The sequence below is a fragment of the Delftia sp. DS1230 genome (genome assembly GCF_040112715.1).
Lineage (GTDB): Bacteria > Pseudomonadota > Gammaproteobacteria > Burkholderiales > Burkholderiaceae_C > Comamonas > Comamonas tsuruhatensis.
The window spans coordinates 1828868-1853857 of the sequence record NZ_CP157763.1; the positions used below are offsets into that span (position 1 = coordinate 1828868).

The 24990-nt window shown below is 65.5% G+C and carries 23 protein-coding genes; 10 read left to right on the plus strand and 13 right to left on the minus strand.

The genetic code is table 11. The annotated features are described in order from the left end of the window. The first annotated feature begins 115 nt into the window (after nucleotides 1-115). The 5 genes from glnA (at nucleotide 116) to AAN986_RS08230 (ending at nucleotide 5892) form a co-directional block, all read left to right on the plus strand. Nucleotides 116-1531, plus strand: a complete 1416-nt coding sequence (gene glnA, locus AAN986_RS08210; RefSeq protein ID WP_016447544.1) for a type I glutamate--ammonia ligase — start codon at nucleotides 116-118, stop codon at nucleotides 1529-1531. A gap of 180 nt (nucleotides 1532-1711) precedes the next feature. Further along, the gene (locus AAN986_RS08215) at nucleotides 1712-2215 is read left to right on the plus strand and encodes a hypothetical protein (RefSeq protein ID WP_017404153.1); all 504 of its coding nucleotides are present in this window, start codon (nucleotides 1712-1714) and stop codon (nucleotides 2213-2215) included. Nucleotides 2216-2245: 30 nt separating this feature from the next. Continuing rightward, nucleotides 2246-3322, plus strand: a complete 1077-nt coding sequence (glnL, locus tag AAN986_RS08220; protein WP_016447543.1) for a nitrogen regulation protein NR(II) — start codon at nucleotides 2246-2248, stop codon at nucleotides 3320-3322. Nucleotides 3323-3367: 45 nt separating this feature from the next. Beyond that, on the plus strand, nucleotides 3368-4936 hold the full coding sequence (gene ntrC / locus AAN986_RS08225; protein ID WP_047218210.1) for a nitrogen regulation protein NR(I): 1569 nt from the start codon (nucleotides 3368-3370) through the stop codon (nucleotides 4934-4936). A gap of 143 nt (nucleotides 4937-5079) precedes the next feature. Further along, nucleotides 5080-5892 carry a hypothetical protein gene (locus tag AAN986_RS08230; RefSeq protein ID WP_227469501.1) on the plus strand — a complete coding sequence of 271 codons (813 nt, stop codon included), beginning with the start codon at nucleotides 5080-5082 and terminating at the stop codon, nucleotides 5890-5892. Nucleotides 5893-5907: 15 nt separating this feature from the next. Here the strand turns inward: AAN986_RS08230 and xth are convergent, their stop codons facing one another. Beyond that, a complete protein-coding gene (xth, locus tag AAN986_RS08235; RefSeq protein ID WP_047218211.1) occupies nucleotides 5908-6684 on the minus strand; it encodes an exodeoxyribonuclease III in 777 nt (258 codons plus the stop codon). Nucleotides 6685-6989: 305 nt separating this feature from the next. Here xth and AAN986_RS08240 point away from each other — a divergent pair, with 305 nt between their 5' ends. Both AAN986_RS08240 and AAN986_RS08245 read left to right on the plus strand, forming a co-directional pair. Beyond that, a complete protein-coding gene (locus AAN986_RS08240; protein WP_156179811.1) occupies nucleotides 6990-8072 on the plus strand; it encodes a fimbrial protein in 1083 nt (360 codons plus the stop codon). Nucleotides 8073-8172: 100 nt separating this feature from the next. Beyond that, complete coding sequence (locus AAN986_RS08245) at nucleotides 8173-9444, plus strand: amidohydrolase family protein (RefSeq protein WP_047218213.1); 1272 nt, start codon at nucleotides 8173-8175, stop codon at nucleotides 9442-9444. A 35-nt stretch (nucleotides 9445-9479) separates the two neighbouring features. On the opposite strand, the gene AAN986_RS08250 is transcribed toward AAN986_RS08245, so the two are convergent. The 5 genes from AAN986_RS08250 to AAN986_RS08270 form a co-directional block, all read right to left on the minus strand. Then, the gene (locus AAN986_RS08250) at nucleotides 9480-10199 is read right to left on the minus strand and encodes a Crp/Fnr family transcriptional regulator (protein ID WP_034396256.1); all 720 of its coding nucleotides are present in this window, start codon (nucleotides 10197-10199) and stop codon (nucleotides 9480-9482) included. Nucleotides 10200-10359: 160 nt separating this feature from the next. Further along, nucleotides 10360-14955, minus strand: coding sequence for a choice-of-anchor U domain-containing protein (locus AAN986_RS08255; protein WP_047218214.1), 4596 nt, complete (start codon nucleotides 14953-14955; stop codon nucleotides 10360-10362). A gap of 8 nt (nucleotides 14956-14963) precedes the next feature. After that, a complete protein-coding gene (locus AAN986_RS08260) occupies nucleotides 14964-15485 on the minus strand; it encodes a tail fiber protein (RefSeq protein WP_047218215.1) in 522 nt (173 codons plus the stop codon). Nucleotides 15486-15490: 5 nt separating this feature from the next. Next, a complete protein-coding gene (locus tag AAN986_RS08265) occupies nucleotides 15491-15982 on the minus strand; it encodes a tail fiber protein (protein WP_047218216.1) in 492 nt (163 codons plus the stop codon). After that, nucleotides 15982-16455 carry a tail fiber protein gene (locus tag AAN986_RS08270; RefSeq protein WP_047218217.1) on the minus strand — a complete coding sequence of 158 codons (474 nt, stop codon included), beginning with the start codon at nucleotides 16453-16455 and terminating at the stop codon, nucleotides 15982-15984. The genes AAN986_RS08265 and AAN986_RS08270 overlap by 1 nt, the downstream gene beginning before the upstream one ends. A 137-nt stretch (nucleotides 16456-16592) precedes the next feature. On the opposite strand from AAN986_RS08270, the gene AAN986_RS08275 reads away from it, so the two are divergent. Continuing rightward, nucleotides 16593-16964 carry a hypothetical protein gene (locus AAN986_RS08275; protein WP_047218218.1) on the plus strand — a complete coding sequence of 124 codons (372 nt, stop codon included), beginning with the start codon at nucleotides 16593-16595 and terminating at the stop codon, nucleotides 16962-16964. On the opposite strand, the gene AAN986_RS08280 is transcribed toward AAN986_RS08275, so the two are convergent. From AAN986_RS08280 to AAN986_RS08305, 6 genes are all read right to left on the minus strand, one after another. Continuing rightward, entirely contained in the window at nucleotides 16951-17475 is a 525-nt protein-coding gene (locus AAN986_RS08280) for a GNAT family N-acetyltransferase (RefSeq protein ID WP_047218219.1), read from the minus strand. The two genes, AAN986_RS08275 and AAN986_RS08280, sit on opposite strands and share 14 nt — an antisense overlap. Continuing rightward, the gene (locus AAN986_RS08285) at nucleotides 17465-17824 is read right to left on the minus strand and encodes a hypothetical protein (protein ID WP_047218220.1); all 360 of its coding nucleotides are present in this window, start codon (nucleotides 17822-17824) and stop codon (nucleotides 17465-17467) included. The genes AAN986_RS08280 and AAN986_RS08285 overlap by 11 nt, the downstream gene beginning before the upstream one ends. 94 nt (nucleotides 17825-17918) lie before the next feature. Then, entirely contained in the window at nucleotides 17919-18848 is a 930-nt protein-coding gene (locus AAN986_RS08290) for a dihydrodipicolinate synthase family protein (protein WP_047218221.1), read from the minus strand. 11 nt (nucleotides 18849-18859) lie between these two features. Continuing rightward, nucleotides 18860-20032, minus strand: a complete 1173-nt coding sequence (locus AAN986_RS08295) for an L-rhamnonate dehydratase (protein ID WP_034396240.1) — start codon at nucleotides 20030-20032, stop codon at nucleotides 18860-18862. Between the two features lie 28 nt (nucleotides 20033-20060). Continuing rightward, entirely contained in the window at nucleotides 20061-21089 is a 1029-nt protein-coding gene (locus AAN986_RS08300; RefSeq protein WP_047218222.1) for a 4-hydroxythreonine-4-phosphate dehydrogenase PdxA, read from the minus strand. A 7-nt stretch (nucleotides 21090-21096) separates the two neighbouring features. Then, nucleotides 21097-22062, minus strand: a complete 966-nt coding sequence (locus AAN986_RS08305) for a tripartite tricarboxylate transporter substrate binding protein (RefSeq protein WP_047218223.1) — start codon at nucleotides 22060-22062, stop codon at nucleotides 21097-21099. Between the two features lie 115 nt (nucleotides 22063-22177). Between AAN986_RS08305 and AAN986_RS08310 the strand changes: the two genes are divergently transcribed. Beyond that, entirely contained in the window at nucleotides 22178-23134 is a 957-nt protein-coding gene (locus AAN986_RS08310; RefSeq protein WP_047218224.1) for a LysR family transcriptional regulator, read from the plus strand. Here AAN986_RS08310 and AAN986_RS08315 read toward each other — a convergent pair. Continuing rightward, nucleotides 23131-24060 carry a LysR family transcriptional regulator gene (locus AAN986_RS08315; protein ID WP_047218225.1) on the minus strand — a complete coding sequence of 310 codons (930 nt, stop codon included), beginning with the start codon at nucleotides 24058-24060 and terminating at the stop codon, nucleotides 23131-23133. The two genes, AAN986_RS08310 and AAN986_RS08315, sit on opposite strands and share 4 nt — an antisense overlap. Before the next feature lie 126 nt (nucleotides 24061-24186). Here AAN986_RS08315 and AAN986_RS08320 point away from each other — a divergent pair, with 126 nt between their 5' ends. Continuing rightward, entirely contained in the window at nucleotides 24187-24969 is a 783-nt protein-coding gene (locus tag AAN986_RS08320; RefSeq protein WP_047218226.1) for a putative hydro-lyase, read from the plus strand. Nucleotides 24970-24990 lie beyond the last annotated feature (21 nt).

Here is a 24990-nt window from a genome sequence, read left to right on the forward strand (position 1 = left end):
GGCGCGCCAAGCAGGTGCCAGTCTGCGGGCATGCACTCAATGGATGCAGCCTGGCACGCAAACTGCTTAAGAGTATTTATCTTTTTTGATCAGCCAGATTGGCAGGAGAGATCTGATGGCAAAGACCGTTGCAGACGTGTTGAACATGGTGAAGGAGAACGAGGTCAAATTCGTGGACCTTCGTTTTACGGACACCCGTGGCAAGGAGCAGCACGTCACGGTGCCGGTGTCGCACTTCGACGAAGACAAGTTCACCTCGGGCCACGCCTTCGACGGCTCGTCGGTGGCAGGCTGGAAGGGCATTGAAGCATCGGACATGCAACTGATGCCCGATCCCGCCACCGCGAACATCGACCCCTTCTTTGAAGAGACCACGCTGTTCCTGCAGTGCGATGTGATCGAACCCGGCGATGGCAAGGCCTACGACCGCGATCCCCGCTCGGTGGCCAAGCGTGCCGAAGCCTATCTGAAGGCCTCGGGCCTGGGCGATACCGCCTACTTCGGTCCCGAACCTGAATTCTTCATCTTCGACGGCGTGCGCTGGAACACCGAACCCGGCAGCACCTTCTACGAAATCGAAGAGTACGAAGCCCCCTGGAATTCCGGCGCCAAGTTCGAGTCCGGCAACCGCGGCCACCGTCCGCGCAACAAGGGCGGCTACTTCCCCGTGCCGCCCGTGGACAGCACCCAGGACCTGCGCGCCGAGATGGTGCTGCTGCTCGAGCAACTGGGCATTCCCGTCGAAGTGTTCCACCACGAAGTGGCGGGCGCCGGCCAGAACGAGATCGGCACCAAGTTCTCGACCCTGGTGGAGCGCGCCGACTGGACACAGGTCATGAAGTACGTGATCTGGAACGTGGCCAACACCTACGGCAAGACCGCCACCTTCATGCCCAAGCCCTATCCGGGCGACAACGGCTCCGGCATGCACGTGCACCAGTCCGTCTGGAAGGATGGCAAGAACCTGTTCGCAGGTGACGGCTATGCCGGCCTGTCCGACTTCGCGCTGTACTACATCGGCGGCATCATCAAGCACGCCCGTGCCCTGAACGCCATCACCAACCCCGGCACCAACAGCTACAAGCGCCTGGTGCCCGGCTTCGAGGCTCCGGTCAAGCTGGCCTACTCGGCCAAGAACCGCTCGGCATCGATCCGCATCCCCTACGTGGCCAACCCCAAGGGCCGCCGCGTCGAGGCACGCTTCCCCGATCCGCTGATGAACCCCTACCTGGGCTTCTCGGCCCTGCTGATGGCAGGTCTGGACGGCGTGGAAAACAAGATCCATCCCGGCGAAGCCGCGACCAAGGATCTGTACCACCTGCCCCCGGAAGAGGACAAGCTGGTGCCCACGGTTTGCCACAGCCTGGACCAGGCCCTGGAAGCACTGGACGCAGACCGTTCGTTCCTGACCAAGGGCGGCGTGTTCTCGGACAGCATGCTCGATGCCTACATCGAGCTGAAGATGGGCGAAGTGACCCGTTACCGTCAGGCCGTGCACCCGGTCGAGTACGACATGTACTTCTCGCTGTAAGGCGGGTCGGCAAAAAGGCGGCGCAAGCCGCCTTTTTTGCTTTCGGCCAGGACCTGGGTATGCTGGGCGCGGAACCAAAAGGGGTTGTCCCGCTCAAGAAATGACGTCCAGCCCGGAAGATGGAGCGATACTTGCCCGGACAAGCCGGGCCCTTCCGATCTGGCTACCCGAGGGAATGGAATGAAGAAACTGTTTGTGTCGCTGCTGCTGCCGCTGCTGTCGGCAGGAGCCTGGTCCCAGGACGTGATCTACCGCTGCGGCAACGAGTACACCAACAACGTCAGCCAGGCCAAGGCCAAGGACTGCAAGCCGGTGGACGGCGGGCATGTGACGGTGATCCATGGCGGCAGCAAGCCGGCGGCCTCGGGCGGCGGCCAGGCGCCGCGCACCTCCGCCGCTCCTGCGGCAGGATCGCCCGCTCCGGCCAAGGTCAACAGCAGCGCCCAGAAGGCCCGCGACTCCGATGCGCGGACCATCCTCGAAAGCGAGCTGGCCCGCGCCCAGGAGAAGCTGACACAGCTGCGTCAGGAGTACAACGATGGCAATCCCCAGCGCACCGCATTGGAGTTGCGCAATCCCCAGGGCTATCTGGAACGTGTCGAGCAGCTCAAGAGCAGCATCTCGCGGCAGGAAGGCGATGTCGCCGGCATCCGCCGCGAACTGGATCGACTTCCCAAGAACTGACGGGCCCGAGCGGCCCATGCGAGCCCGGCCATGATCCAGGACGACCGGCCGGCGCCCCCGGCCTCCTATCAGGCGCTTGATCTGCTGTGCACGCTGATGACCGTGCTCGACGAGCAAGGCGCCGTGCTTTTCGCCAACGCGGCCCTTGAGAATGCATTGGGCCTGTCGCGCCGCATGCTCGAAGGCAGCGAGCTGGCTGCCTGCTTCACCGAGCCGGCCTTGCTGGACAAGGCCTTGCGCGGCGCCCAGGACAACGACTTCGCCGCCCTGCGCTTCGAGGCCAGCCTGCACCGCGTGGGGGGCGATGCGCTTCCTGTGCACGTCACGGTTTCCCTGGCCGAGCGGCCCGGCCATGTGCTGGTGGAGTTCTGGCCGCTGGAGCAGCAGGCCCGCCAGGACCGCGAGGAGCGTTTGCGCGAGCAGGCCCAGGCGCACAAGGAGCTGATCCGCAACCTGGCCCACGAGATCAAGAACCCGCTGGGCGGCATCCGTGGCGCGGCCCAGCTGCTGCAGATGGATCTGGACGCGCCCGAGCTGCGCGAGTACACCGAAGTCATCATCCACGAGGCCGACCGTCTGCAGGCGCTGGTCGACCGGCTGCTGGCGCCGCACCGCCATCCGCACGAGGTCGGTGACGTCAACATCCACGAAGTCTGCGAGCGCGTGCGTTCGCTGGTGCTGGTCGAGCATCCTGCAGGGCTGACCATTACGCGCGACTACGACATCTCCATTCCCGAGTTCCGGGGCGACAGCGCACAGCTGATCCAGGCCGTGCTCAACATCGTCCAGAACGCGGCGCAGGCCTTGCACGAACGCATCGCGGCCGGCGATGCCGAGATCATTTTGAGAACCCGTGTGGCGCGCCAGGTAACTTTTGGTCGCCAACGCTACCGGTTGGCATTGGAATTGCATGTGATCGACAACGGGCCAGGCGTTCCCGATGCCATCAAGGAGCGGATCTTCTATCCGCTGGTATCGGGAAGGGATGGCGGTTCGGGACTGGGGCTGACGCTGGCGCAGACCTTCGTGCAGCGCCACCAGGGGCTGATCGAATGTGAAAGCCAGCCGGGCCGCACGGATTTCCGCATCCTCATTCCCCTGCCTTGAGGCCCACGGAAGTCAACACTGCAACAAGGGAAGGAAGCACCACCAATGAAACCGATCTGGATCGTGGATGATGACCCTTCCATCCGCTTCGTGCTGGAAAAGGCACTGGGCCGGGAAGGCTGGGCAACGCGCAGCTTCGTTCAGGCGCGCGACGTGCTCACGGCACTGTCCGATGTCGATGCCAGCGACCCGGCGCGCCAGCCACCACAGGTGCTGGTCAGCGATATCCGCATGCCCGGCGGCTCCGGCCTGGAACTGCTCGAGCAGATCCGCGCCCAGCAGCCCGGCCTGCCCGTCATCATCATGACCGCGTACTCCGACCTGGACAGTGCCGTATCGGCCTTCCAGCGCGGAGCCTTCGAGTACCTGCCCAAACCCTTCGACCTGCCCAAGGCGGTGGAACTCATCCGCCGCGCCGTCGAGGAAAGCCTGCGCGAGGACGTGGCCGAGGCACAGGCCCCGCTGCAGGCCGAGATGCTGGGCCAGGCGCCTGCCATGCAGGACGTGTTCCGCGCCATCGGCCGGCTCAGCCAGAGCCAGGTCACGGTGCTGGTCACGGGCGAGTCGGGCTCGGGCAAGGAACTGGTGGCGCGCGCGCTGCACAAGCACTCGCCAGTGGCGGGCGGCCCCTTCGTGGCCATCAACACCGCCGCCATCCCCAAGGACCTGCTGGAGTCCGAGCTGTTCGGCCACGAGCGCGGCGCCTTCACGGGCGCACAGACCCAGCGGCGCGGCCGCTTCGAGCAGGCAGAGGGCGGCACGCTCTTTCTCGATGAAATCGGCGACATGCCTTTCGACCTGCAGACGCGCCTGCTGCGTGTGCTGTCGGACGGGCATTTCTACCGCGTGGGCGGCCACCAGGCCGTCAAGGCACATGTGCGCGTCATCGCCGCCACCCACCAGGACCTGGAGCAGCGCGTGCGCAACGGCGCCTTCCGCGAGGATCTGTTCCACCGTCTCAACGTCATCCGCCTGCGCCTGCCCGCGCTGCGCGAGCGCAACGAAGACGTGCCCATGCTGGCACGCCACTTCCTGCAGCAAAGCGCGCGGCAGCTGGGCGTGGAGCCCAAGCGCATGGGGGTCGATGCCATGCAGCGGCTGCAGTCGTTCGCCTTTCCCGGCAACGTGCGCCAGCTGGAGAACATCTGCCACTGGCTGACCGTCATGGCGCCAGCCCAGGTCATCTCGGTCAAGGACCTGCCTCCCGAGGTGCTGGGCGAGGCCGCGCCACCCGTGGGCGGCGGCAATGCCGGCGTGCCCGCACCGGTGATGCTGTCGCATGCGCCGGCCGTGGCGGAAGAGGGAGTGGGCCGCATCGCCATGCCAGCCCCGTCGCTGGCCCAGCCGCATGACGGGGGGCTGGCCACGTCCGACCTGGACTGGGTGCATCTGCTGGGGCAGCAGGCGCGCCAGCTGCTGGAGCACACCCAGGCCCACGGTCATGGCGAGGTCTGGGACCAGCTGTCCCGCCGCTTCGAGGCGCAGCTGATCCGTTCGGCCCTGGCCGTCACCCACGGCCGCCGGGTCGAGGCCGCCCAGCGCCTGGGCATTGGCCGCAACACCATCACCCGCAAGCTGCAGGAGCTGGGCATGGACGAGGACGCCTTCGAGTAAGGCAAGCCGGCGGGCGGCCGGGCCCTTGCCTTGGCAAGGGTCCGGCTCCTACAGGCCGGCGCCCGGGGTGCTGACGGGCCGGGCCGCCCGGGCTTGGGACAATGGAGTCCTCTTCGCTGGAACGGCCTACGTCCCGACCTATCGTGCCCACAGTCCTCTCCAACCTCTGGCAAAAGGCCAAACCCGCCCGCCCGGGCGTGATGTACCCATCGACACCGCGCAAGCTCGGCGAGCCGGTCGATGCGTACTGGCATGACCGCTATTTCCTGGAGCCGTACTTCGTGCCGGGGCGCGGCTACGACCAATACCGGCCCGCCTATGCACTGGGCTGGAAGGCTTCCCTGTCGCCGGAACACGCGCAGCAGGATTTCGAGTCCGCAGAAGCCCGACTGGAAGAACGCTGGGAGCAGGAACGGGGCGGCAGCCTGCTGCACTGGAACCAGGTGCGTGAGGCCGTGGAGGCCTCCTGGCTGCAGGCGCGCCGGCGCACGCCCGCACAGCCTGCGGCTTCCACGCTGGAACTGCAGACCACGGCGCTGCTCAATGCCGTGCTGGCCCTGGGTCGCCAGGCCCATGTCCGGTTGGGCGAATGCATGGATCCCATGCCCCAGGGACTGATAGGCCAGGTACTGGCGCGCCACTTCAATGCCAGCCAGGTCCTGGTCGATGACCTGGAACGCGCCATCGACGCCAACGGCGGCGTGGTGCTGCCCGTGCGCGACAGCCGTGCCGCACTGCGTCGCAACGCCTTCTGGGACGGGCTGCTGGGCAGGGAAGAGGGCGCGGACTACGTGCTGGACCAGGCCGAGTCCTGCCAGCAGCAATGGCTGAGCGCCTATGAGGCTGCTGAGCAGTCCCGTCTGCCGGCGCCACTCAGCGAAGTTCTGCATCGCCAGTCCCTGATGCTGCGCGGGCAGATCGAGGCCATCCACTGGCTGCGCCGGTACATGCTGTAGCGCAAGTCTGAAAACCTAGCCCAATGTCACGACGACCGGCGCATGGTCGCTGGGCTGCGGATTCTTGCGCGGCGCGCGGTCCACGATGCAGGCGGTGACGCTGGGACGCAAGGCCTCGCTGACCAGGATATGGTCGATGCGCAGGCCCCGGTTCTTCTGGAAACCCAGCATCCGGTAGTCCCACCACGAATAGCTTTTCTCGGGCTGGTCGAACATGCGGAAGGCATCGGTCAGGCCCAGCTGCAGCAGCGCCTGGAAATGCGTGCGCTCTTCCACCGTGTGGTGGATGGTGTCCTTCAGGCCGATGGGATCGTAGGAGTCGCGGTCCTCGGGCGCCACGTTGAAGTCGCCCACGAGCACCAGGCGCGGGTGGGTCGCCATTTCGCTTTTCACCCAGTCCTGCAGCGCCTGCAGCCAGCGCATCTTGTAGGCGAACTTGTCGGTGCCCGGCGCCTGCCCATTGACGAAGTAGCCATTGATCAGGCGCACCGGGCCGCCTTCGGCATCGAGGGTGGCGGCAATGATGCGGGCCTGCTCGTCATCCAGGCCCGGAATATTGCGCACCACGTCGCGCACCGGCGTGCGCGTCAGCCAGGCCACGCCGTTGTAGGTCTTCTGTCCATGGCTGACCGCGTGGTAGCCGGCCTCCTGCAGCGCCTGCAGCGGAAACTTGTCGTCGGTGAGCTTGAGTTCCTGCAGCGCCAGCGCATCGACAGGGTTGGCCTGCAGCCAGGCCAGCACCTGCGGCAGGCGCACGGACAGGGAATTGACGTTCCAGGTGGCGATTTGCATAAATAAATCCAATTAAATCAAATGGTTGCGTGATTTTTCGATGGTTGCTCTTGTGGTGGTTGCCAGCCTGTTCACCCGAAAAATCATGCCCTTGCCGCAGCAGTCAGCCCCTATTTTGATGCGCGATTGCGCTTGGGTGTTTTTCAGGCGATTCGGCAGCGCGGCTGTCAGCCTTGGCTACGGCCAGCGTATCGGCATGCGGGGCCGTTGACGTGATGGGGCCTGCCTCGCCACGACCTTCATGGCACCGGGCAGACCTTGAATCAGATTGATCTGATTTCATCTCGGATGAAAGATGTCTACGATTGAAAATTTACCAAGGAAATGCGGCCTTGGAATTTTTTCATTATCCGGGGGTATTCAAAATGCATATATTCGCAGGTGCTTTTTGCAGAATAAACAAGGCTGTCATGATATTTATTTTGGCAATGATGGCCACCTCCGCATGGTCCGCATGCGCAATTATAGATACAAGTGATGGGTCAGGCTATTACAAGTATATGTTCAATAATTTCAATCCTCCAGAATTCAATCCCAATGTAGCCAAGAACACGGTGATTTACTCAAAAACCGCTATAGCGGTACTGAGTAATGGGGTTGGCGATAGATTGATGCGTTGTAGTCCAGCGGTCACGGGCTATAGTTTGGGTAAATCTACACCAGTCAATAATATATACCCGACGACAGTCGAGGGTATTGGAATGAGGGTTTCGACTGTAAATGGTGCTGCGCCTGTAAGTACTTCGGAGCATTCCAATCACCCCGGATCTTTTGCATATCAATATGCCATTGTCACAGTTGAGTTGATCAAGACCGCAGATGGCGATATCACTGCAGGTGGCGTGCTGGACAGCGATTTCCTGTACGAACGCGCGAATGATGCATTTGGCCAGATTCTCGCTCAATACAACTTTTCCTCGCCCGTCGTCCTCCGGCCCAAGGTGCCCACCTGTACCCCACAGGCGCCGGAGCCCGTGCGCATGGCCCAGACTGTCACTCAAAAACTCACCTCAATCGGCTCAACCGGTGCTCCCCGCTCCTTCCTCATCTCGTTGTTGTGCAAGGGCGGCATCCCAGGTTCGTTGACCAACGCCTATGTCACGCTGACGGATGTGGCAAATCCTGGAAATATCGGCAATGCTCTGACCCTGTCCAAAACCTCGGTGGCAAAAGGTGTGGGTGTGCAGATCCGCAAGGATGACCAGATACTGGGCTTTGGCCCGGACTCCAATGCCGCCGGCAACAGGAATCAATGGTTTGCAGGGTCTGTTGCCTACGGGCAGGAGCGGTTGGATATCCCGCTGACGGCGCGCTATGTCAAGACCGAAGAGAACGTGACCATAGGCAGTGCCAATGCGGCGGCGACCTTCACCATCAGCTACCAGTAGTTCCCCCTGATCCCTTGCGCTTTCGGTCTGACCGCTGGCAGGCCATTCAGCGTGGTCAGGCAAGTCTGCGGGGGCGCGGCCATGCCCGCAGAATACGCAGATGCTTGATCTACTCGTCATTCACGCCACGCTGCCCGACGGCCGCCAGGACATGTCCATCGCCGTGCAGGGCGGGCGCATCGTCGAGGTCGCGGCCGGTCTTTCGGCGCCTGCCCATCAGGTCATCGATGCACAGCACCAGCTGGTGTCGCCGCCCTTCGTCGATCCGCATTTCCACATGGATGCCACGCTGAGCCACGGCCTGCCGCGCGTCAACCGCAGCGGCACGCTGCTGGAGGGCATAGCGCTGTGGGGCGAGCTCAAGCCGCTGCTCACGGCCGAGGCGCTGATCTCGCGTGCGCTGGAGTATTGCGACTGGGCGGCGGCCAAGGGGCTGCAGGCCATCCGCAGCCATGTGGATACCAGCGATGCTCGCCTGCTGGCCGTCGATGCGTTGCTGGAGGTCAAGCGCCAGGTGGCTCCCTATATCGACCTGCAACTGGTGGCGTTTCCGCAGGACGGCGTGCTGCGCTCGCCCGGCGGCGTCGCCAACCTGCGGCGGGCGCTGGACAAGGGCGTGGACGTGGTGGGCGGCATTCCCCACTTCGAGCGCACCATGGCCGAGGGTGCCGACAGCGTCAGGCTGCTGTGCGAGCTGGCGGCCGAGCGCGGCCTGCTGGTGGACATGCACTGCGACGAGTCCGACGACCCGCTGTCGCGCCACATCGAAACCCTGGCCTTCGAGGCGCAGCGCCTGGGCCTGCAGGGCCGCGTGACGGGCTCGCACTGCACCTCCATGCACAGCATGGACAACTACTACGTGAGCAAGCTGCTGCCGCTGATCGCCGAAAGCGGCGTGGCCGTGATTGCCAATCCGCTGATCAACATCACGTTGCAGGGCCGCCAGGACAGCTATCCCAAGCGCCGCGGCATGACGCGCGTGCCCGAGCTGCTGGCCGCAGGCGTCAACGTGGCCTTCGGCCATGACTGCGTGATGGACCCCTGGTACGGCATGGGCTCGGGCGACATGCTGGAGGTCGCCCACATGGGCCTGCATGTGGCGCAGATGACCAGCCAGGACGGCATGCGCGACTGCTTCGACGCCGTGACCACGCGCGCGGCGCGTGTGATGCACCTGGACGGCTATGGCATCGAGGTCGGCTGCGATGCCAGCTTCGTGCTGCTGCAGGCGCGCGATGCGGCCGAGGCGATACGGCTGCGCGCCACGCGCCTGAAGGTGTTCCGCAAGGGCCGGTTGCTGGCCGAGGCGCCTGCTGCAACGGCTGCGCTGCATCTGCCGGGCCGCCCGGCAAGAATCGACTGGCGGCGCTGAACCGGCGCTGAACTGCCGCTGCGCTGGCGCCGGCCTCAGGCGCCGGCCAGGCTGGCCTCGCGCACGATGGTCTGCAGGGCCACCAGGTCCCTGACCACCAGGCCCTGGGCTTCCACGCGAATGCAGTTGTCGCGCTCCATGCGCTTGAGTTCCTGGTTCACGCGCTGGCGCGAGGCGCCCAGCAACTGGGCCAGCTCCTCCTGCACCAGTTGCAGGCCTATGCGCAGCTCGCGCGGGTCGTCCAGCACCTGTGTGCCGTAGCTGCGCGACAGGTGCAGCAACTGCTTGGCCAGGCGTGCGCGCAGGGGCAGGGTGTTGAGGTCTTCCACCAGCCCGTAGGTCTGGCGTATGCGGTGGGCCTGCAGGCGCAGCAGGGCGTCGTAGAACTCCACATGCGTGGCCAGGATGGCGTGAAAGCTGTCCTTGTCCACGCACAGCAGCGTGGTGTCGCCATGGGCATAGGCATCGCGCGTGCGGGGCTCGTCAAGAAAGGTGGACATGGCACCGAACCAGGCACCCGGCTCCACATAGGCCAGCGTGGTCTGCCGACCCGACAGGCTGGTCGAGCTCATGCGCACGGCGCCCTGCGCACAGGCATACCACCTGTGCGGCACATCGCCGCGTGCATAGATCAGGGCCCCGTCCTTGAGCCGCCGGACCGTGGTCTGGCGCAGGATGTCATGGCGCAGCGAGGGCGAAAGGCTGCAGAACCACTGGCCGGAATTGATGGCCTCGCGCTCGGCGGGGGTGAGCATGGGCTCGTGGGTACTCGTTTGCAAACCGCTTGTCTCCAATCGGCCGCAATTTTAGGGCGTGCGGACCGTGGGGAAGGCCTGCGCAGGCCTTGGCTGTGGCGCGATCACGGTTAGGAGGTATTGGAGCGGCCGCCTGCGGGCTGCAGCCGCTCCATACAGGTCAGTGTGACTTGCTGCGCGGGCGGGGCCTGTGCATTGTCAGGGCGGCTGCTGCCAGCATCAGTGCCAGCAGTATCCACTGGCTCCATTGAGATAGCGTGGGAATGGCGGCAGGGCTGCCGCCCGCAGTGGCCGTTACCACGGCGATGCCGCCTGGGTCGCTGATGAAAGCATTCACATCCATGTCGTCATCGCCGTGCTTGCCGTCCTCGATGGTCAGTGTCACGGTTTTCCCCGAGAACTGCGCACCGGTGAAGCGGTACCAGTGCGGCGCGGGATTGTCGGACGTGGCGCCGTACTTCCAGTATTGGGCGCCGGCAGGCAGATCGTTCGGGAAGGTCAGCGTGAGGCTGAGTGTGGACCCCGGCGAGCCATTCATTACGGTGAAATCGAACAGGCCGAACGGGAATTGCAGCTGGGCTGGTGGTGCCTCTGCAGGAGACCTGGTATGTCCCTGCAGCGGGATGAAGCCCGGCGTTTGCGACGGCCCCGTGCCCAAGGGCGTGAACACCCAGTGGCTTCCTGTCGCGATCTGCGCGGTGGCTGTCGCGCCGCCCGCGGCACCTGTCAGGGAACTCACGGTGTGAGGCGGCAAGGTGATCGTGAAGGTCTGGTTCACGGGCGTTGCTGCGGCGTACTCGGCATCGCCGGCCTGGCTGGCCTGCAATGTGCATTCGCCCGTACGCATCAGGCGCAGCGAGGTGCCCGTGACCACGCAGGTCTGAGGGGTGAGGCTGCTGAAGCTGATCGGCAGGTTGGAGTTGGTGCCGGCGGCGTTGGCCAGAGACAGGGCCTCGGGGCTCAGATAGCGCAGGGACGAGAAATCGAAGGTGATGTTCTGGATTGCCTTGCCGACTGCAATCTGCACTGAGGCCGTTGCCTGTGCATGGTTGGCATCGGCCGCCTTGGTTGCCGTCACCGTACAGCTGCCTACGGCCGTGCCGGTGACGGTATCGCCCAGCAGGGAGCAGTTGCCTGAGCCGGCGGTCAGCGCGAAAGTGACGGCTCCGCTTCCGCTGCCACCTGTGACCGTGACCGTGCTGGAGGCACCCTTGGCAATGCTGCTGGGCGAAGCCGCCACGGACAGCGCAGCCTGGCTCGCCTGAGACACTGTCACCGAGGCGCCTGCCGTGGCCTCTTCATGGTTGGCGTCCGCTGCCTTGGTGGCCGTGACCGTGCAGGCTCCGACCCCCTGGCCTGTGAGCGTGGACCCCGTGATGCTGCATGGGCCGCCGACGCTGAAGCTCACCGCGCCTGTGCCCGAGCCACCCGTGGTGGTCAATTGCGACGTACCGCCAAAGTTGATGGCCGCCGGATTGGCCTGGACGGCCAGTGCTGCCTGTCCCGCCTTGGTCACGGTGACCGTGGTGCTGGCGCTGGTGGCCTGGTGGTTGATGTCAGCGGCCTTGGTGGCCGTGATGGTGCAACTGCCGGCGCCCGTGGTGGTCAGCTGGTTGCCGGTCACCGTGCAGAACTGGGCGCCATCGGTCACCGCGTAGGTGGTGGCACCGGTGCCGGACCCCCCCGTGGTCGCCAGCGTTGCCGTGGCGCCGAAGGCCAGCGTCGAAGGCGTGGCCTGCACGCTCAGGGTGGCCTGGGCTGCAGGGGTCACGGTCACCACGGTGGTGGCCAGCGTGTCCTGGTAGTTGGCATCGCCCAGCTTGGTGGCGGTCACTGTGCAGGAGCCCGTGCCTTCCGCAGTGAGCGTGTTGCCGTTGACGGAGCAAAAGGCGGCTCCATCCGTGATGGAAAAGCCCACGGCGCCGGACCCTGTGCCGCCACTGGTTGACAGCACGGCCTTGCTGAAGGCCGCCAGCGTGCTGGGTGTTGCCGTCGCCGTCAGAGCAGGCTGCTGGGCCTTGATCACCGAGATGTCCACGGTGGTCATGGCGGCCAGGTAGCTGGCGTCTCCCGCCTTGGTCGCCGTCACGGTGCAATCGCCCACGGCCGTGGCTGTGACCGTGTTGCCTGTCAGGGCGCAATAGGCCGCGCCTGCGGTTACGGCGTAGCTGATGGCGCCTGCGCCAGAGCCGCCGTTGGTGCTCAGCGTGGTGGTGCTGGCATAGGGCAGGGTCTGGAGTGCTGCACTTGCCGTCAGTGCAGCCTGCGGGCTCTTGTCATTGGTCAGCGAGAACGAGGTGCTGGCCGCCCCTGCCTGCGCCGTCACGGTATAGCTGCCGGCGAACAGGTTGGCCGTGGCACTCAGCGATGCGATGCCCTGGGCGTTGGTCGTGACCGAGGTTCTTGTGGCAAAGGTGGTGGATGGCTCCGATGCGGCAGGCGCATTGAAGTCCACCATGATGCCGGCAAGCGGCTGGTCGTCGATGTCGGTGACCTTGACCGCCAACGGCGTGGCAAAAGGCTGCTGGATGCGGGTGGACTGTTGAGAGCCAGTGAGCACCGCCATGGCCGCAGGTGGGCCGAAAGGATCGATGCGAAACACCAGGCCATTCGAAAGGCTCGCGTTTGCGCTGAGGGCGCTGTTCGCAGGGTTGGTCAGGCCGTTGGTGCCCGATGTGGTGGTGGCGCCGCCCACGGAAAGAAGGGTCCTGCCCTGCACATTGGTTGCGGCCAAGCTGCGCATGGCCTCGTTTTCCGAGGTGCCCAGGAACCCTGCATAGTTCCAGTTGTTCGGATCGCTGGTTGCGATGCTGACCAGGAAGCCGTCCTGCTTGCCTCCTGGCGTGGTGGACAGGCCGCTTTGTGCCTTGACGGGAAAGCCTGCTCCATTGCTGGTGCTGCCCGTGGCGAACCACTGCACGCCGTCGCCGGCCAGCCCTTCCACGCTGTCGTAGCCATTGCCACCCAGGTAGGTGGCGTCCAGCACTTGGTCTCCTGATGCATTCAGACGCAGCACAAAGCCGTCCATGCCGGTGCTGCGCGCGGTCTGCGGCCCTAGGCCCTTGCGCAGTCCGCCGTTGTCGGCGGGAAAGTTGTCGGACCCGGTCTCCCCGCCCACGAGCAGTGAGCCGTCATACATCAGGTTCAGGGCCAGTGCACGGTCCGCACCGGCGCCCGAGCCTGTCAGCAGCGTGAAGTAGTCGAAGGCGCTGCCGTCGGCCCGGATCTTGGCGACGAAGCCGTCTGATCCATCGATGGCGCGCGAATTGATTAGTGTCCTGAGGCCCGTGGCGCCCGGCATCCCCGAGACAGAGTCGGTAGCGCCAGCCACATAGGCCGCGCCGGTGCCGTCCACGGCAATGGCATATCCGATGTCGGCGCCGCCGTCGCCGCCGATGTATCCGGCGTACTCCAGCCCGCTGCCTGAAGAGTCGATGCGGGCCACGAAGGCATCCCGCATTTCTGACTGCGCAGGGCCAAAGCCGTGGTTGAGCTGCGGTCCGTTCACGGCAGGAAAGCCTTTGCCTTCCGTGAATCCGGTCACATAGACCCGGCCAAGGGTGTCCAGAGCCAGGGCATTGGCCTGATCGTCACCCGTTCCACCAATCAGGCCCGAATACAGAATGCCGGCACCGTCTGGTGCCAGGCGCATGACGAAGGCATCCCTATCCGTCGTGCTCTTGCTGCGCCGAAAGCGTTGGTTGGCATCTGTGCCAAGCAGGGGGAAGCCGGTGGATTCCGTGCTGCCCGCCAGGTGGATGCGGTTTTGTATGTCCACGGCCAGGCCGTTGCAGGCGTCGTCTCCCGATCCGCCCACATAAGTGACGCTCATGGGGACACCCTTGGGATCGAATCTGACGACGAAGGCATCCTCGCCACCTTTGCTGCTGCCCGCGTTGGGCAGGTCGGACGATTGCGTCACGCCACAGGCGTAGGTGTTGCCGTCGCTGTCTCGCGCCACGGCGTTGACCTGGTCGGCCGAGTTGCCTCCGACCAGGCCCGAGTAGCCGGTCCAGGCCGGATCGATGACCAGCGGCAGGCCTTTGTCATGGCTGCCCAGCTCAAAGCCCACGCGCCAGGTGGTGGCGTCCACCTGCTCCAGCCGGTAGCGGGCGGGCACGTCCACGCGGCCATTGCCCCGGGGTTGGTAAACCAGCGGTGCATCGTCGGTGAAAAGGTCGTTGCCTATGCTCCACTGCAGCGCTCCCGTGGGCAGGATGCGTGCATCCGTCGCACCTTCCACGCGCAGCCAGACCTGTGCGGCATCGGCACCAGGAGCCAGTTCAAACTGGTACTTCAGACCGCCGGGCTCGCCCTGGAAAACGGCATCAATGCCTGGCCAGACGCTGCGGTAGCCCAAGGCGCCGAAGCTGCGCAGGCCTTTGCGCCATTGCGCGGCTTCGCCGACCAGCCAGTGGTAGAGCGTGGGCGAAGGCTGCATGCCCTGCGGCGTCGACATGGTCCCGTTCTCGAAGCTGTAGCGCAGGCGCGAATCCGGGCGCAGGCTCAGGCTCCGGGCCACGCCGGATGCGGCCACCGACCGGCCTTGCACGCCGTTGGTCTGGCCGGGCAGGTCGATGCTCATGCCTTGCGCATCGAAACTGATGCGCTTGCCTGCGGCCATGGCGCGAAAGCCGGCACCGGGTATCTCTATGAAGCGGTTGTCCCTGCCGGAGAATTCGCGTTGGACCAGGGGATCGGCCTGGACCCCCGTGGTCAGGGCCAACATGGTCAGGGCCGCAATGGAACTGCGCATAGGTGTACTCAGCTCCGTGCGGGGAAGATGCCCTGCAAGGCGATGATGAAGTTCATGACCAGGTAGGGCGGAAGATTGTTGTGTGGCTGGCTGCCGCCCGCAGGTTGAGGGGGAGCCATGGTGACCGCAGAGGTGTTGGAGGCTGGCGCGATGTAGGGGCGCGTCGGTGCGGTGCCCAGGACGGCGCCGGCCGGGCTTGCCACGGCGGGATCTGCGGGCGAAGCAGCCAGGGCCTGATGGGTGTGCCTGGGAATTTCCGATTCCAGCAGCGTCACGGTTTCAGTACCGCCGGTTTCGCCCAGATCGTGCAAGGACAGCCCCGGTCCCTGGCCTGGATGCATGGGCATGCGCCCTTGAAGGTTGGGAAGGGAAAAATTGGATTTTCCATCGCCACCATAGGTTGTTCCCAGCAGGGAAAACAGCGCCGTGTTCTGAGAAAGCGGTATGAGCTGACCATCGCAAAAGGCCCAGCCCTTGGGTGCGAAGTTGAACCCGCCAAGGCGGATTTCGGCGACGAAGGGATCAGACATGTTCTTCAGTTCTGGGAAGGAAAGAGGCCTTGCATCGCCATGCAAAAGCTCAGCGTCAGGTAGGGCGGCATATTGAGGTGTGGCTGGCTGCCGCCAACATTGGCTAACAGGGCGGGCATGCTCGTATTGCCGCTTTGCGCATAGTGGCCGCGCGCCGCTGCAGGCAGGTTGCCGTTGCCCGATGTCGCCTGGCCCGTGGTGCCGGAAGCGGCCATGGCGTGGCTGTGCTGCGGTATCTCTGGCAGGGTCAGGGTATGGGCTTGCTCGCCTGCTCTCTCTCCCAGCGTATGGCCGGCCCCCATGTGCATGGGCATGCGGCCGCGCAGGTCGGGCAGTGCAAAGTTGGTCTGCCCGTTGCCACCGTAGGTGGTGCCCAGCAGCGAGAACAGTGCCTGGTTCTGGTTGATGGGCAGCAATTGCCCATTGCAAAGGGCCCAGCCTTTGGGGGCGAAGTTGAAGGAGAAGACGCGAACCTCTCCGAGAAAAGGGGTAGACATCAGGTGGGTGAGGGATAGATGCCGAACAGCGAGATGATGAAGTTCACGCAAAGATAGGGCGGCATATTGGTATGCGGCTGTGACCCACCGACCGCGCCCACCATCGAGGCCGCCATGGGCGTAGCGGGGGCACCGTTCGCAAAGGCCTTGTGATCCCTGTGCTTGGCAAACACCGCATCGGCGGGCGAAGCCAGAAAGCCGGTGCCGGAGGAAGCGGGAACGCCGTGCGTGTGGGCTGGAATCTGATTGACGGTCAGCGTGACCTCTTCGACTCCAGCGGCCTGTGCCAGCGTGAATTCGTTGCCTGCGTGCAGGGGGATGCGGCCACGCATGTCTGGCAGGGCGAACGTGCTTTGGCCATCACCGCCGTATGTCGTGCCGATCAGATTGAACAGGGTTTCGTATTCAGAGATGGGCAGGAGCTGCCCTTCGCAGAACATCCAGCCTGCCGGCGCGAAGTTGCCGGCAAACATGCGGATTTCCCCAACAAAGGGTTGAGCCATGACAGGGTGGGGTTAGTAAACGTTAATAATTGCAAAATAGTTTAGTATGGCAACCTGTTTCGCAGCAAAAATATTTTGCTTCTGTTGCTTGGGCAGGAAGGGCCACGATGAAGACAGGACGCCGTGCTTTCATGCAGGTTGCAGGGGCCTTTCCCGCTGCAGCGGCCGTTTCCGGGATTCCAGTGATCGCCTGTGCGGCTGGCATGGAGTTGCGCCGCAGCCACTTTCAGCCGCTGCTGGGCCATAGCTTCTCGGTAGCAGGAGAAGTTTCCGAGTTACGTTTGGTTTCGTTGGCAGCGCTGCCGCACACACTGCATGGCGACCGCTCTTTCAGCGCACTGTTCGAGTTGTCCCGCCCTGGCGCGTTGCTGCAGGACACCTGGGAAATCTCTCATCCGGCTCTGGGAAGCCACGCCGTCTTCCTGAGCCCCAGCGACGTGCAAGGCGGTCTGCTGGAAGCCGTGTTCAACCGCGGCTGAGCGCCGCGGTCCTGCGCATGCGCAGGTAGATGCCTTCCTGGTCCTGCTCGACAAAGCCCAGGCGCGTATACAGGCGCCGGGCTGGATTGTTGGCTTCCACGAACAGCTGCATGTCGCGCCCTTCTTGATCTGCCCAGCCGGCCAGCCATTGCATGAGGGCCGTGCCCAGCCCCTGGCCTTGAACAGCGGCGTCGAGCGAGATGTCCATCACTCCCAGCGGCCCGGGTGCGAGATTGAGGTAGAGCCGGCCTATAGGCAGACCTGCCCTCTCGATCACGAAAAACGCGCCGTGTGCGTAGTGCTTGCGGTAGTGCTGGTCCTGCAAAGCGAACTGCGAATCGCAGAAGGCATGCTTTTCGGCTTCGCTCCAGGGCACGGGCGCCAGTTCGGCAGCGCGTACCTGGCGGTACAGGGCGCGGAGAAAAGCGTAGTCGGCTTCTTCGGCCAGGCGCAGCCGCACATCCTCCAGATACAGCGGCGGCAACTCGGGCACGAACGGATCAGACGGCATGGGAAAAGCAGGCCTCGTAATCGACATGGCCTGCCGACTGCGCAATGGGCGTGATGAAGATGGCGTAGTCACCGAGCTGCGCATGGCGCACGCGGTAAGTGCGCTGCGGCAGCTGCGGCTGGCGCGGACCGCGAAACACCAGGGAGAACTGCAGCATGCCGGGCGTGTCGGCCGATGTCTGCGTTGCGCTGAGCACTTGCATGTCGATGCCGATGGTGTGCTCGCCCTCCGCCATGAAGAAGCTCACGGTCTGCTGGGCCAGGGACTGGGCGTCGTTCCACTGCAGGATTCGGGCGTAGAGCGCGTCGTCAATTTCGAAGTTGGACGGGGACAAAGAGGTTGCGGACATGGGCGGCAGTCTGATCGGTGGGGCTGGCAGGCACAGAGCGGCAGCATAGCCCATGCACAGGCGGCGGTTTTCTTCTGCTGAGACCTCAACTGCCTCAACCCCCCCAGCGCAGCACCAGCGGATCCAGCCGCCGCGCAATGTCCAGCAGCTGGCGGCGCACCTCGGGGTGCATGGGCGGCCAGGGCGCGCGCGGCGCGTCGCAGGCGATCACGCCGCCGGCCTTCATCAGCGCCTTGGCGGCCAGGAAGCCGGCCTGGCGGTTTTCGTGGTTGATCAGGGGCAGCCAGCGCTGGTAGAGGGCGAATGCGGTGTCGGGGTCGCCGTTTCTGTGGGCTTCGATGATGGGGCGTATGCCGTCGGCAAAGCCGCCGCCCGTCATGGAGCCCGTGGCGCCGGCCTCCAGGTCGGCCAGCAGGGTGATGGCTTCCTCGCCGTCCCAGGGGCCTTCGATGGCCTCACCACCCAGGGCGATGAGTTCGCGCAGCTTGCCGGCGGCGCCTGCGGTTTCCATCTTGAAGTAGCAGACCTGCTCGATCTCGCGGGCCATGCGCGCGAGGAAGGCGGGGGACAGCGGCGTGCCTGCGGCGGGCGCGTCCTGCACCATGATGGGAATGGCGATGGCATCGGACACGGCCTGGAAGAAGCCCTGGATCTGGGCCTCGCCGAAGCGGAAGGTGGCGCCGTGGTAGGGCGGCATGACCATCACCATGGCCGCACCCATGTCCTGCGCGCGGCGGCTTCGCTCGGAGCACACGCGCGATGAGGTGTGCGTGGTGGTGACGATCACGGGCACGCGGCCCGCCACATGTTCCAGCGCCGTGCGCGTGAGGATCTCGCGCTCGTCATCGGCCAGCAGGAACTGCTCGGAGAAGTTGGCCAGGATGCACAGGCCATCCACGCCCGAGTCGATCATGAAGTCCAGGCAGCGCCTCTGGCTGGCCAGGTCCAGCGTGCCGTCCTCGTGGAAGGTGGTGGGTACCACGGGGAAGATGCCGCTGTAGCGCGGCCGAGAAATTCCGGGCATGGCGTGCTCCCTCATTCGACGATGCGGAACTGGTCCAGGTACTCGGTCTTGAGCGTGAGGCCCAGGCCCGGCACATCGTCCCTGAGCTGCAGGAAGCCGTTCTCGGCCACGGGCTCGCCGTCGAAGATGTACCAGAACAGCTCATTGCCCACTTCCACGTCGAAGATGGGGAAGTACTCGGCCATGGGCGAGGCCAGCGTGCTCATGGTCAGGTGGTAGTTGTGCATCTGGCCCGCATGCGGGATCACGGGCACGCTGAACGCCTCGCACAGTGCATTGATCTTGTGCGCGGCCGTGATGCCGCCCACGCGGTTGGTGTCGTACTGCACGACGCTGACGGCCTTTTTGTCGAGCAGCTGCTTGAAGCCGTAGAGGCTGAACTCGTGCTCGCCGCCCGAGATCGGAATGCTGGTGAGCCGGCTGAGTTCGGCGTAGCCGTCGATGTCGTCGGCGATCACGGGCTCCTCCAGCCAGCGCGGCTCGAACTTCTCCAGCTTGGGCAGCATGCGCCTGGCGTACTCCAGGTTCCAGCCCATGTAGCACTCCAGCATCAGGTCGCAGTCGTAGCCTATGACTTCGCGCACGGCCTCGACCGAGCGCAGGTTCTCGCGCACGCCTTCCTGCAGATGGGCCGGGCCGTAGCCGAAGCGCATCTTGAAGGCCTTGAAGCCCTGGTCCAGGAATTTCTGCGCCTCTTCCTGCATGGCCTTGAGGTCGGTGCGGTAGAGCTTGCTGTAGTAGCAGGGAATCCTTTCCTTGGTGCGCCCGCCCAGCAGCTTGAACACAGGCTTGTTCACGCTCTTGCCCAGGATGTCCCAGATGGCCAGGTCCACGGCCGAGATGGCGGCCATGGTCACGCCCTTGCGGCCCCAGGCGTGCGTGGCGCGGTACATGCGCTGCCACAGGTATTCGTAGTCCCACGGGTCGTGGCCGATGACCAGGGGCGCCAGGTACTCGTCGATGATGGCCTTGGCGATGCGCGGCGCCAGCGCCACGTTGCCCAGGCCGACGATGCCGTCGTCGGTCTCGATCTCCACCACCGTCCAGGAATGGAAGCGGAAGGTGGACATGGTCTCCTGCGGCGCATAGAGCAGGTCCATGGCGTTGGAGCAGAAGTTGCCCTGGGGCGGCACGGTCTTGCCTTGCCATTCGTAGACGCGGGCGCGGACGGATTTGATTTTCATGATGGTGATGGCGAGGGAGTGAAGTCAGTCAGGACAGGCGCGCGGCGCCCATGCGGCAGGCGATCAGAAAGGCCTGCCAGGTGGCCTCCACGCTGGCCCGGCCCTGGCCCGCGATGTCATAGGCCGTGCCGTGGGCCGGCGTGGTGATGGGGATCGGCAGGCCGCCCTGCACGGTCACGCCGCGCGAGAAGCCCAGCAGCTTGATGGCGATCTGGCCCTGGTCGTGGTACATGGTCACGATGGCCTGGTACTCGCCCGCCTGGGCCTTCAGGAAGATGGTGTCGGCCGGGAAGGGGCCGTGGAACGGGTCGGGCGTGGGCCAGTCGCGGGCCTGCAGCGCGCGCACGGCCGGCGCGATGATGTCGATCTCCTCGCGCCCGCAGGTGCCGCCGTCGCCGTTGTGCGGGTTGAAGCCCGCAATCGCCACCTTGGGGGCCGCCATGCCGCTGGCCAGCAGCGCGCGGTAGATCAGCTCGGCCGCCTGGGCGATGCGCTCCTGGCTCAGATAGCCGGCCACGTCCCTGAGCGGCACATGGGACGAAATGCGCGAGGTCCACAGATCGCCCAGCGTGTTGAATTCGCAGAAATAGCCGCTCACACCCAGGTACTCGGCAAAGTGGTGCAGCTCGTCCTCATGGCGCAGGCCGCCCAGCTTCATGGCCTGCTTGTTGAGCGGCGCAAAGCAGATGGCGTCGATCTGGCCGGCCTGGGCCGCGTCCATGCACCGGTCCAGCACCTGCAGCACCGAGCGCCCGCCTGCGGCTTCGGCACGACCCTGGTGCACGGCATCGGGGGCCACCGTGTCCAGGGCCAGGAAGGCGGGCAGGGCGGTATCGGTGCGGCCACGTGCATGGGCCATGCTGGCGATGGGTGTGGTGGCCACCTGCAGGCCCGCGATGCGCTGGCCCTGCTGCCACAGCCAGGGGTCGCCGGCCAGCACGATGTTGGCCTTTTGCATGGCCTCGGGCCGCGCCAGCAGGCGTGCGATCAGTTCGGCGCCTATGCCGGCGGGATCGCCCAGGGTCAGGGCGACGACGGGAAGTTCGGATGCGGGCATGTGCGGCTCAGTCGATCTTGATGTGGTTCTTGCGGATGATTTCGCCAAAGCGCTGGTACTCGGCGTTGTGCAAGGCAATGAACTCCGCCTGGCCCATGGGCTGCAGCTCGGCGCCCACGGCCTCCAGGCGCGTGCGCGTCTCGGGCAGGGCCAGCACCTTGTTGACTTCGTCGTGCACCCGGGCCTGCACGGCGCGGGGTGTGGCCGCTGGCATGTAGATGCCGTACCAGGCGCCTATCTCCACGCCGGGCAGGCCGGCCTCGGCCAGCGTCGGCACCTGGGGCAGCTGGGCGTTGCGGCGCGGCGACGTCACGCCCAGCGGGCGCAGCTTGCCGGCCTTGATCTGGCCGATCACCGAAGGCATGGTGTCAAAGCTCATCTGCACCTGGCCGCTGACCAGGTCCACCAGGGCGGCGGCGCTGCCCTTGTAGGGCACGTGGGTCAGTTCAATGCCGGCCGCGTCCTTGAACATCTCGGCCGCGATGTGCTGGGTGCTGCCCGTGCCGCTGCTGGCGAAGTTGATCCTGCCGGGCTCCTTGCGGGCCAGGGCGACCAGTTCCTGCACCGAGTTGGCGGGCAGGTTGTTTCCCACCACCAGCACATTGGGCACTGCGCCCACATAGGCCACGGGCACCAGGTCGCGGTTGCTGTCGTAGCCCAGCTTGAGCAGGTGCGGGGCAATGGCATGGGCCGTGACCACGCCCATCACCATGGTGTGCCCGTCCGTGGACTTGGCCGTCATGTCCACGGCCAGGGTGTTGGAGACGCCGGGGCGGTTTTCCACGATCACCGGCTGGCGCAGCAGCGGCGCGAGCCGGTCGGCCACCGCGCGGGCCATGGCGTCGGTGCCGCCGCCTGGGGCCGAGCCCACAAGCATGCGCACAGGCCGCGTGGGCCAGTCCGGCGGGGTTTGGGCCAGGGCGATGGCGGGCAGCAGGGCAGTTGCGGCCAGCAGCAGGGGGCGGCGTTGCATGTCTTGTCTCCGGTGCTTTTGTTGTGGACCCATGCTAGGCAGATGATTGATTGCCGTAAACTGAAAGTTGCTGATGAATCAATAACCTTGGGTAATCAATTCACGGGATATTCCTATGGGCTCCATCGACCGCAGGGACAGCACGCCGCAACTGCTCAACCGCCTGCGCATGCGGCAGGTGGCGCTGATGCTGGCCATCGACCAGAAGGGCACGCTGCGCGGCGCCGCAGCCGAGCTGGGACTGAGCCAGCCGGCCGCCACCAAGATGCTGCATGAGCTGGAAAGCGCGCTGGGCCTGCCCCTGTTCGACCGCGTTGGGCGCGGCCTGCAGCTGAACGCGGCGGGCGAGCGCGTGACGGGCTACTTCCGCCACCTGCGCGGCGGCATGGAGGCGCTGAACCGCGAGCTGCAGGAACTGCGCGAAGGCAGCGCGGGGCGGCTGGCCGTGGGCAGCATCATGGCGGCCTCGCCGGGGCGGCTGACACAGGCGCTGCTGGCGCTCAAGCGCCAGTGGCCGCTGCTGTCCATCGAGGTGGCCGTGGACACCAGCGACCGGCTGCTGGCGCAGTTGCAGGACGGCGTGCTGGAGGTGGTGGTGGGCCGGCAGACCGGGCAGGCCGATCCCGCCCATCTGTTCCGCACCATAGATGACGAGGCCCTGTCCATCATCGTGGGCTGCGGCCATCCTCTGGCGCGTGCCCGCAGCGTGGGCTTTGCGCAGCTGCAGGCCCATGGCTGGGTGCTGCAGCCGCCCGGCAGTCCCATGCGCGCACTGATCGACCAGGAATTCCAGGCCCACGGCCTGCCGCTGCCGCGCGGCCTGATCGAGACGGGCTCCATCCTCACCACCATGAACCTGGTGCGCAACTCCGACCTGATCGCCGTGATTCCGCAGGCCGTGGCCCGGGACAGCGCCGCGCACGGCATGGTCCGCATCCTGCCCTATCGCATGCGCCGCAACCTGCAGGCCTACGGCAGCCTGGTGCGCCGCGACCGGCCGCTGAGCCAGGCGGCCGACAGCTTTCTGGCGCTGTTGCACGGGCAGGAGCCGCCGCCGGCATCCGCGCCCTAGCCGATGTACCGCGCCAGATGCGGGCTGACCCGCTTGCAGTAGCTCTTGCAGACCCGGCGCAGCACCTGGGCAGTGTCGGTGACGCCGGGCGGCGGGCTCTTGGGGTACCAGGTGGTGATGCGAAAGGAGGGCGGCGTGGGCAGTTCCAGCTCCACCAGCTCCCCGCTTTCGAGCTGCGGCGCCACCAGCATGCCGTGCATGATGGCGACGCCTAGCCCTTCTCGCACCAGCGAGACCAGGGCCGCCAGCGAGGGCGATCCCGAGATGCGCAGATCGCTGGAGACCATGCCGCTTTGCACGGCCAGTTGCTGTGCCATGGCCACGGCCTGCTCGTAGGGGCCGGTGCCGCGCATCTGTGTCAGCAATTGCTTGCCCAGCGCCTTGTGCAGTCCATCCTTCCTGGGCACCAGGCCCCGCCTGGCAATCCAGTGCACGGGCACCTCCAGCAGGTTCTCGACCACGGCGAACTGGGGGTCCACGCCGCTGCCGGTGCGCACGATCAGGTCCAGATCGCGCCGCATCATCTGCTCCGACAGGTGGGTGCTCAGATCGACGGTCAGGTCCAGCTCGATATGCGGCAGGCTGGCGCCCATCGCCTTGACGAATTCGGGCAGGAAGGTGTGTACCGCCGTCTCCAGCACGCCGACCCGCAGGCGGCAGCCGATGGCGTCGTCGGACCTGGCGGCACGCTCCAGGGTGCGTGCGGCTTCAATGACGGCCTCCGCATGCCGCAGCAAGCGGGCGCCGGCGTCGGTGATCTGCAGCGTCTTGCGGTCCCAGTGGAACAGGGTCACGCCCAGGTCCGACTCCAGCCCGCGTATGCGCATGGAGACGGCGCCGGGGCTGGCATGCACCAGTTCGGCCACGCGGCGCACGCTGCCGATGCGTGCCAGCAGCACAAAGGTTTCCAGAAAGCGGATGTTCATGGGGGTCTGCGCGGGCTGCGGTGGCTGTTCAGTTTTTCTGGGAGAGGCTGCGCACAATTCCTGAGTGGACCGGTGGCCTGCTGCTTTTTACATTGGGAGGCATCTCCACTCAATAGAGGCTCACCCATGACGCACTGGACCCATCCGACCGAGTTCCGACAGGAGGTGCGCGCCGGCCGCTTTCGCGGGCAGACGGCAGGGCAGTGCCCCGGCTACACCCAGGGCAACCTGGCGATATTGCCGCGCGAGTGCAGCGAGGAGTTCCTGCGCTTTGCTCGCCTCAACCCCAAGTCCTGCCCGCTGATCGGCGTGACCGAGCCCGGCAGCAGCCGCGTGCCCGAGCTCGGCGATATCGATCTGAAGACCGACCTGCCCTCGTACTGGGTGTTTCGCGATGGTCACAGGGCCGAGCAGGTGAATGACCTCACGGAGCTGTGGCGCGACGACCTGGTGGGCTTCGTCATCGGCTGCTCCTACTCCTTCGAGGATGCGCTGCGCGAGGCGGGCGTGCCCGTGCGCCACATCGATGAAGGCCGGGGCGCGCCCATGTTCATCACCGACATTGCCAACGGCCAGGCTGGCCGGTTCGGTGGCCGGATGGTGGTCAGCATGCGGCCCATGACGGCGGCCCACGCCATCCGCGCCATCCAGGTCACTTCGCGCTATCCCAGCGTGCATGGGGCGCCCGTGCACCTGGGCGATCCCGCGCAGATAGGCATTGCCGACATCGACAGGCCGGACTTCGGCGAGCCCATGGCGCTCAGGCCGGGAGAGATTCCCGTGTTCTGGGCCTGCGGCGTGACGCCCCAGCAGGCCATACGCTCGGCGGCCCTGCCATTCGCCATCACGCACGAGCCGGGCCACATGCTGGTGACGGAGTTGCGCAACAGCCATCTGGCCGCGTTCTGACGGCCTGCCTGCCTGGCTTGG

What these genes read in the sequence shown, in the direction of transcription:
- glnA (WP_016447544.1), top strand. Translation starts at nt 116, where the DNA reads ATGGCAAAGACCGTTGCAGACGTGTTGAACATGGTGAAGGAGAACGAG.
- AAN986_RS08305 (WP_047218223.1), bottom strand. Translation starts at nt 22,062, where the DNA reads ATGCAACGCCGCCCCCTGCTGCTGGCCGCAACTGCCCTGCTGCCCGCC.
- AAN986_RS08270 (WP_047218217.1), bottom strand. Translation starts at nt 16,455, where the DNA reads ATGTTTGCCGGCAACTTCGCGCCGGCAGGCTGGATGTTCTGCGAAGGG.
- glnL (WP_016447543.1), top strand. Translation starts at nt 2,246, where the DNA reads ATGATCCAGGACGACCGGCCGGCGCCCCCGGCCTCCTATCAGGCGCTT.
- AAN986_RS08245 (WP_047218213.1), top strand. Translation starts at nt 8,173, where the DNA reads ATGCTTGATCTACTCGTCATTCACGCCACGCTGCCCGACGGCCGCCAG.
- AAN986_RS08300 (WP_047218222.1), bottom strand. Translation starts at nt 21,089, where the DNA reads ATGCCCGCATCCGAACTTCCCGTCGTCGCCCTGACCCTGGGCGATCCC.
- AAN986_RS08255 (WP_047218214.1), bottom strand. Translation starts at nt 14,955, where the DNA reads ATGCGCAGTTCCATTGCGGCCCTGACCATGTTGGCCCTGACCACGGGG.
- AAN986_RS08260 (WP_047218215.1), bottom strand. Translation starts at nt 15,485, where the DNA reads ATGTCTGATCCCTTCGTCGCCGAAATCCGCCTTGGCGGGTTCAACTTC.
- AAN986_RS08280 (WP_047218219.1), bottom strand. Translation starts at nt 17,475, where the DNA reads ATGCCGTCTGATCCGTTCGTGCCCGAGTTGCCGCCGCTGTATCTGGAG.
- AAN986_RS08295 (WP_034396240.1), bottom strand. Translation starts at nt 20,032, where the DNA reads ATGAAAATCAAATCCGTCCGCGCCCGCGTCTACGAATGGCAAGGCAAG.
- AAN986_RS08310 (WP_047218224.1), top strand. Translation starts at nt 22,178, where the DNA reads ATGGGCTCCATCGACCGCAGGGACAGCACGCCGCAACTGCTCAACCGC.
- AAN986_RS08265 (WP_047218216.1), bottom strand. Translation starts at nt 15,982, where the DNA reads ATGTCTACCCCTTTTCTCGGAGAGGTTCGCGTCTTCTCCTTCAACTTC.
- AAN986_RS08250 (WP_034396256.1), bottom strand. Translation starts at nt 10,199, where the DNA reads ATGCTCACCCCCGCCGAGCGCGAGGCCATCAATTCCGGCCAGTGGTTC.
- ntrC (WP_047218210.1), top strand. Translation starts at nt 3,368, where the DNA reads ATGAAACCGATCTGGATCGTGGATGATGACCCTTCCATCCGCTTCGTG.
- AAN986_RS08285 (WP_047218220.1), bottom strand. Translation starts at nt 17,824, where the DNA reads ATGTCCGCAACCTCTTTGTCCCCGTCCAACTTCGAAATTGACGACGCG.
- AAN986_RS08315 (WP_047218225.1), bottom strand. Translation starts at nt 24,060, where the DNA reads ATGAACATCCGCTTTCTGGAAACCTTTGTGCTGCTGGCACGCATCGGC.
- AAN986_RS08275 (WP_047218218.1), top strand. Translation starts at nt 16,593, where the DNA reads ATGAAGACAGGACGCCGTGCTTTCATGCAGGTTGCAGGGGCCTTTCCC.
- AAN986_RS08290 (WP_047218221.1), bottom strand. Translation starts at nt 18,848, where the DNA reads ATGCCCGGAATTTCTCGGCCGCGCTACAGCGGCATCTTCCCCGTGGTA.
- AAN986_RS08215 (WP_017404153.1), top strand. Translation starts at nt 1,712, where the DNA reads ATGAAGAAACTGTTTGTGTCGCTGCTGCTGCCGCTGCTGTCGGCAGGA.
- xth (WP_047218211.1), bottom strand. Translation starts at nt 6,684, where the DNA reads ATGCAAATCGCCACCTGGAACGTCAATTCCCTGTCCGTGCGCCTGCCG.
- AAN986_RS08320 (WP_047218226.1), top strand. Translation starts at nt 24,187, where the DNA reads ATGACGCACTGGACCCATCCGACCGAGTTCCGACAGGAGGTGCGCGCC.